This is a genomic window from Kitasatospora sp. NPDC091257 (genome assembly GCF_044757675.1).
Lineage (GTDB): Bacteria > Actinomycetota > Actinomycetes > Streptomycetales > Streptomycetaceae > Kitasatospora > Kitasatospora lactacystinica.
In genome coordinates this window covers 1-6,023 of record NZ_JBIVVI010000520.1, presented here as the reverse complement: position 1 = coordinate 6,023, position 6,023 = coordinate 1, and the positions used below count along the sequence as shown (strand labels likewise).

Annotated in this window: 5 protein-coding genes; 4 read left to right on the top strand and 1 reads right to left on the bottom strand. The window is 71.7% G+C overall.

Annotated features, from left to right (window positions below):
• The first annotated feature begins 306 nt into the window (after positions 1 to 306).
• On the top strand, positions 307 to 1,140 hold the full coding sequence (locus ACIQOV_RS23235) for a carbon-nitrogen hydrolase family protein (protein ID WP_401051296.1): 834 nt from the start codon (positions 307 to 309) through the stop codon (positions 1,138 to 1,140).
• A gap of 193 nt (positions 1,141 to 1,333) precedes the next feature.
• Positions 1,334 to 2,740, top strand: coding sequence for a class II fumarate hydratase (locus tag ACIQOV_RS23230; protein ID WP_359900439.1), 1,407 nt, complete (start codon positions 1,334 to 1,336; stop codon positions 2,738 to 2,740).
• 150 nt (positions 2,741 to 2,890) lie between these two features.
• Here the strand turns inward: ACIQOV_RS23230 and ACIQOV_RS23225 are convergent, their stop codons facing one another.
• Positions 2,891 to 3,364 (bottom strand): SPW repeat protein, encoded by a 474-nt coding sequence (locus ACIQOV_RS23225; protein ID WP_359900437.1) that lies wholly within the window; start codon positions 3,362 to 3,364, stop codon positions 2,891 to 2,893.
• Between the two features lie 185 nt (positions 3,365 to 3,549).
• Between ACIQOV_RS23225 and ACIQOV_RS23220 the strand changes: the two genes are divergently transcribed.
• Positions 3,550 to 4,122, top strand: a complete 573-nt coding sequence (locus ACIQOV_RS23220; RefSeq protein WP_401051294.1) for a PadR family transcriptional regulator — start codon at positions 3,550 to 3,552, stop codon at positions 4,120 to 4,122.
• Positions 4,123 to 4,243: 121 nt separating this feature from the next.
• Complete coding sequence (locus ACIQOV_RS23215) at positions 4,244 to 5,959, top strand: acyl-CoA dehydrogenase family protein (RefSeq protein WP_401051292.1); 1,716 nt, start codon at positions 4,244 to 4,246, stop codon at positions 5,957 to 5,959.
• Positions 5,960 to 6,023: the final 64 nt, after the last annotated feature.

Below are 6,023 nucleotides of genomic sequence, written 5' to 3'. Positions count from 1 at the left end.
CCGTCCGTCCGCCCCCTCGTCCTGGTCCCCCGGGCCGAGCTGCGCCGATCCGGGTCCGGCCGGAGTCCGCCCGGCCCGGTCTGGAGCGTATGAAGGGGCGCACGGCAGTTTGAAGCACCCGCCGGGGATCTCACTCCTTCGAGTGAGATCGGCCCGATTGGCCCCGGGAGCCCCGTCCACCTGCACCGCTCCTCGTCCCGGCTCCGTTGCCCACCTCCTCGGCGGGCGCATAGGTTGATCACGGTCACGGTTGATCACGATCACCCCACGCCACCCCGCCCCACCCCGCCAGCCGGAGGCTCCGCCATGCCCTCGTCCACGCCCTCGCCCGAGTCCTCGCACGCCGACTCGCCCGCGGACTCGCGACCGGACTCGGCTACGGACTCGGCCTCCGCCCCGTCCGCGAACCCGCCCGCCCGCGGAGCCCTGACCGTCGCCGTCGCCCAGCCCGTCTGCGCGGCTGCCGGCCGTCCGGACACCGTGTCCGAGAACGTCGCCCTGCACGCCGAGGCGGTGCGGAAGGCGGGCACCCGGCTGGTGGTGTTCCCCGAGCTGTCGGTGACCGGCTACGACCTGACCGCACCGGCCGTCGACCCGGCGGACGCCCGGCTCGCGCCGCTGGTGGCCGCCTGCGCCGCGACCGGCGCCGTCGCCCTGGTCGGGGCGCCCGTCACCGAGGCCGACGGGCGCGAGTCCATCGCCACGCTGGTGGTCACCGGGCAGGGCGCCGAGGTCGCCTACCGGAAGATGCGCCTGCACGGCGCCGAGGTCGAGCGCTTCGCCCCCGGCGGGAAGCCCGTCGTCCTGGAGCTGGACGGCCTGCGACTCGGCCTCGCCGTCTGCGCGGACGCCGCCGACCCGGCGCACGCCGAGGAGACCGCCGCGCTCGGCATCGACGCCTACGTCGCCTCCACCCTCTACGGGCCCGGCACCGCCCAGGCGGAGCGCCGGGACGGCCACGTCCGCGACCGGGCCGCCGCCCACGGGGTGTGGTGCGTGCTCGCGACCTGTGCCGGGGCGACCGGCGAGTACCCGGACAGCTCGGGCGGCTCCGGCGTCTGGGCCCCGGGCGGCGAGCTCGTCGTCCAGGCCGGTACCGGCCCGGGCGAGCTGGTCCGCGCCGAGCTGCCCCGCCGGTAGGAGCCGAGCCGGGGCCGGAAACCGGGCCGCACCGGCCGCCGGCACCCGGCCCCGTACCGAAACGAAACGGAACGGAAGGGAACGGAACGGAACCGGATCACCCCGACCGGAAATACCCGGGCCTCGTTCGCGGCTGTGCTGACCGAAGATCCGTTCCGGGCCGGTCAGGCCCGTACAGGAGGTGCAGCGCGCGATGGGTGGCGAGCAGGAGAAGGCGCAGGAGTACCGGATCGAGCACGACTCGATGGGCGAGGTCCGGGTGCCGGCCGACGCGAAGTGGCAGGCGCAGACGCAGCGGGCGGTGGAGAACTTCCCGGTGTCCGGCCAGCGGCTGGAGCGGGCGCACATCGCCGCACTGGCCCGGATCAAGGCCGCCGCGGCCCGGGTGAACGCCCGGCTCGGGGTGCTGGACGAGGAGACGGCGGAGGCGATCGCGGCCGCCGCCGAGGAGGTCGCGGAGGGGCGCTGGGACGACCAGTTCCCGGTGGACGTGTTCCAGACCGGCTCGGGCACCTCGTCCAACATGAACACCAACGAGGTGATCGCCACCCTGGCCGGGGAGCGGTTGGGCCGACCGGTCCATCCGAACGACCACGTCAACGCCAGCCAGTCGTCCAACGACGTCTTCCCGTCCTCGATCCACATCGCCGCGACCGCCGCCGTCACCCATGACCTGGTCCCGGCGCTGGAGCACCTCGCGGAGTCGCTGGAGCGCAAGGCCGCCGAGTTCGCCCGGGTGGTCAAGTCGGGCCGCACCCACCTGATGGACGCCACGCCCGTCACGCTCGGCCAGGAGTTCGGAGGCTACGCGGCCCAGGTGCGGCACGGGCGGGAGCGACTGCTGGCCACCCTGCCCCGGGTGGCCGAACTCCCGCTCGGCGGGACGGCGGTGGGCACCGGCATCAACACCCCGCCCGGTTTCCCGGCGGCCGTCATCGCGGAGGTCGCCCGCGCCACCGACCTGCCGCTGACCGAGGCCAGGAACCACTTCGAGGCGCAGGGCGCGCGGGACGCCCTGGTCGAGTTGAGCGGTCAGCTGCGCACGGTGGCGGTGGGCTTCACGAAGATCGCGAACGACCTGCGGTGGATGGGCTCCGGGCCGCGCACCGGGCTCGGCGAGATCAACCTGCCGGACCTCCAGCCCGGTTCGTCGATCATGCCGGGCAAGGTGAACCCGGTGTTGCCCGAGGTGGTGCTGATGGTCGCCGCCCAGGTGGTGGGCAACGACGCGACGGTCACGCTGGCGGGCGCGAGCGGCAACTTCGAGCTGAACGTGATGCTCCCGGTGATCGCCCGCAACGTCCTGGAGTCGGTGCGGCTGCTCGCCAACAGTGCCCGGCTGCTGGCCGACCGGACGGTGGACGGAATCACCGCCAACGTGGACCGGGCCCGGGAGTACGCGGAGTCCTCGCCCTCGGTGGTGACCCCGCTGAACCGCTACATCGGATACGAGGAGGCCGCGAAGGTCGCCAAGCAGTCGCTGGCCGAACGCAAGACGATCCGTCAGGTGGTTCTGGAGCGCGGCTACGTCGAGCAGGGCAGGCTCACCGAGGAGCAGCTGGACGAGGCTCTGGACGTGCTGCGGATGACCCACCCCTAGCGGGTCGGAGCCGGGTCGGAGCCGGGTCGAAATCGGGCCGGAACGTGCCGGGCCCGCGCCCGGGTCACGCCTCGGGCGCGCCTCGGGCTCGCGCCGGGGCGCGGGGGGCACTCGCGCCCACCGCGCCCCGGTCACGGGCTGCGGGGAAGATCAGCCCTTCGCGCGGCCGGCCCGGCCGCGCCGCATCGACGCCCCGTTCGACGTCATGGTCGCCATCGAGATCGCCGCGAGGCCGAGCAGGAACATCACGGCGCCCACGATGATGCAGGTCACGATGTTCTTGCCGTGCGCGACGGACCCGGAGACGACCCACGGGGAGATGATCGTCCAGACACCGAGCGCAGCGGCCGCCCAGGCCCGGGCGTGGGTGCGTTCGTAGGCCGATCCGTAGCCGGCCATCAGGGCCGTGTAGGCCAGACCCACGATCAGGCAGGTCACGGTCAGGGTGCTGTACGCGGTGAAGCCGACGATCCATGGCGATGCCGCCAGGAAGAGACCGGCCAGGACGGCCAGGGCTTCGACGCCCTGGGCGCGGGGGGTCGAGGTGACCCGCTCGTAGCGTTCGCGGAGTTCGACGATGTCCGGATGGTGCTCCATGCCCGTCGTCGGGATATGGGTTGCCACCGATACCACCTCCTGTGGTCGGAACCGGTAAGGCGCTTGCCCCGTACCCATTCTGGCGCTTATCCAAGGTTTTGCACCCGATAGTCCGGAATGACCGATAACCATCCGGTCACGCCGGTGACCTGCGTCTCAACCGTCCGGGCCGCCATTGCCTATGCAACTCGTTGCATAGCAGGATGCGGGCCATGGCACTGGAGCACGCGATCCTCGTCTCGCTGCTGGAGCAGCCCGGCTCCGGCTACGAGCTGGCCCGGCGCTTCGACCGCTCGATCGGACGCTTCTGGACCGCCACCCACCAGCAGATCTACCGGGTGCTGCGGCGGATGGAGGCGGATGGCTGGGTGGCCGCGCAGGAGGTCCCCCAGGGCGGGCGCCCGGACAAAAAGGTCTACTCGGCGGCCGGGGCCGGACGGGCCGCGCTGGCCGGCTGGCTGCGCGAACCGGTCGAGCCGGAGACCGTCCGGCACGAACTCGCGGTCAAGATCCGGGCCGCCGCCTTCGACGACCCGGCCGCGCTGGCCTCCGAGGTGGAACGGCACCGCGAGAGCCATGCCGCCCTGCTCGCCCGCTACCTGCACGGCGAGCAGCGCGACTTCCCCGACACCACCGCACTCGATGCGCACGAGCAGCTGCAGCACGTGGTGCTGCGCGGCGGCATCGAGTACGAGCGGATGACCCTCGCCTGGCTCGACGACGTGCTCGCCACCCTGCGCCGCCTCTCCGCCGACGGCGGACGGCGACCGACGGATGACGACTGACGACTGACAGATGACGGCCGACGGATGACAACTAACAGAGTTTGAAATCTGTCACCCGACTACTGTCGCCCGAACCCTGTCACCCGCCCTCTTCACACCCTCGACCCCCGGGAGCCCCTCGATGCTCTTCAACCCGCGCAACTACGACCCCGCACAGTTCGACGAGCCGACCCGCCGACTGCTGCGCGCGACGGTGGACTGGTTCGAGTCCCGCGGCAAGAAGGCGCTGATCGACACCTACATCGACCGCAGCTGGTACGCCGACTTCCTGGACTTCGCCGCGAAGGAGGGCCTCTTCGCGGAGTTCCTGACCCCCGCCGCGGCCGACCCCGACAAGCGCTGGGACACCGCGCGGATCGCCGAGCTGAACGAGATCCTCGGCTTCTACGGCCTCGGCTACTGGTACACCTGGCAGGTCACCATCCTGGGCCTCGGCCCGGTCTGGCAGAGCGAAAACGAGGCCGTCCGCGCCCGCGCCGCCCAGCTCCTCGCGGACGGCCACGTGATGGCCTTCGGCCTCTCCGAGCGCACCCACGGCGCCGACATCTACTCCACCGACATGATCCTCACCCCGGACGGCGAGGGCGGCTTCACCGCGACCGGCTCGAAGTACTACATCGGCAACGGCAACGTGGCCGGCCTGGTCTCGGTGTTCGGCCGCCGCTCGGACGTCGAGGGCCCGGAGGGCTACGTCTTCTTCGCCGCCGACAGCCGCCACGACGCGTACCACCTGGTCAAGAACGTGGTGAACGCGCAGATGTACGTCAGCGAGTTCCGCCTGGAGGACTACCCGGTGCGCGCCGAGGACGTGCTGCACACCGGCCAGGCCGCCTTCGACGCCGCGCTCAACACCGTCAACGTCGGCAAGTTCAACCTCTGCACCGCCTCGATCGGCATCTGCGAGCACGCGATGTACGAGGCCGTCACGCACGCCCACAACCGGGTGCTGTACGGCAAGCAGGTCACCGACTTCCCGCACGTCAAGCGGGAGTTGACCGACGCCTACGTCCGCCTGGTGGCGATGAAGCTGTTCAGTGCCCGGGCGGTGGACTACTTCCGCAGCGCCTCCCCCGAGGACCGCCGCTACCTGCTGTTCAACCCGATGACCAAGATGAAGGTCACCACCGAGGGCGAGAAGGTCATCGACCTGATGTGGGACGTCATCGCCGCCAAGGGCTTCGAGGCGGACACCTACTTCGACAAGGCCGCGAAGGACATCCGCGGCCTGCCGAAGCTGGAGGGCACCGTCCACGTCAACCTGGCGCTGATCCTCAAGTTCATGGGCAACTACCTGTTCGCCCCGGCCGACTACGCCCCGGTGCCGAGCCGCGTGGACGCCGCCGACGACGCCTTCCTGTTCCGGCAGGGCCCGGCCCGCGGCCTCGGCGCGATCCGCTTCCACGACTGGCGCACCGCCTACGACCGCCACGCCGAGCTGCCCAATGTCGCCCGCTTCCGCGAACAGGCCGACGGCTTCTGCGAGTTGCTGCTCCAGAACGCGCCGAGCAAGGAGCAGCAGGCCGACCTGGATTTCCTGCTGGAGATCGGCCAGCTGTTCGCGCTGATCGTCTACGGCCAGCTGGTGCTGGAGCAGGCCGAGCTGACCGGTCTGGCCGCCTCCGAGCACGGCGGCGACGTGCTGGACCGGGTCTTCGACGCGCTGGTCCGCGACTTCTCCACGCACGCCACCGAGCTGCACGGCAAGGCCTCGGCCACCGAGCAGCAGGCCGCCTGGGCACTCGCGAACGTGCGTCGCCCGGTCGCCGACCCGGCGCGGGACGCGCGGGTGTGGACGCAGGTCGAGTCGCTCTCCGGCGCGTACGAGATGCGGCCGTGAGCGGGATGCAGCCGTAGGGCGGGGACGGCAGGACTCCGGGGGTGCCGGTCGGCGGACCGGCACC